Source organism: Cronobacter sp. EKM101R, from assembly GCF_963888145.1.
GTDB lineage: Bacteria > Pseudomonadota > Gammaproteobacteria > Enterobacterales > Enterobacteriaceae > Cronobacter > Cronobacter turicensis.
The window spans coordinates 1-508 of the sequence record NZ_CAWPHW010000031.1; the positions used below are offsets into that span (position 1 = coordinate 1).

1 protein-coding gene is annotated in these 508 nt (G+C 44.3%); it reads right to left on the reverse strand.

The window, feature by feature from the left end; translation table 11 throughout:
- On the reverse strand, positions 1-449 hold a 449-nt coding region (locus AACV31_RS15115), incomplete at its 3' end, for a T6SS immunity protein Tli3 family protein (protein WP_445227746.1).
- Between the last annotated feature and the right edge of the window lie 59 nt (positions 450-508).

A 508-nucleotide genomic window follows, 5' to 3' on the forward strand; every position in this document is an offset into this window, starting at 1 on the left:
AACGGCTTTGACGACATATACAGCCGGTGTTTCGTCTGTAAAAAACCCTGATCGTTGACGACGGTGAAGGAAAGAATATCTTCATATTTAGGAGAATCTGTTCCGTCAGGTTCATTTTCGCCAGGAGAAAACATCGCTTGTTGCCATGTTCGTCCGTAATCTTTAGACACCCTGAGGCTGTCAGACGTCCAAATCGGTATTGCCAGATATCTATCTGAAGGATGAAGAAATTTCTTTGTAAAAATACGATAAAATTGTGAGTAAATTTGTGAATGAATACCTCGCTGCGTATCAATGAACCAAAGCTCCCCTTCACAGTTCCAGCCTTTGAGTTCCAGGTAGCGATGGTCATCGAACCGATAAACCACCTGCGTTGGCGGCTCTTTCGCCTGACAACCTGCAGTCAGAAATATTAGCGTGGTGAATAAAACAACTGTGAGTCCTTTCATATTTCAGCGCCCCGCATCCATATCACAACGCATATGGTCCCAGCCGGTGTAGTTCTTAA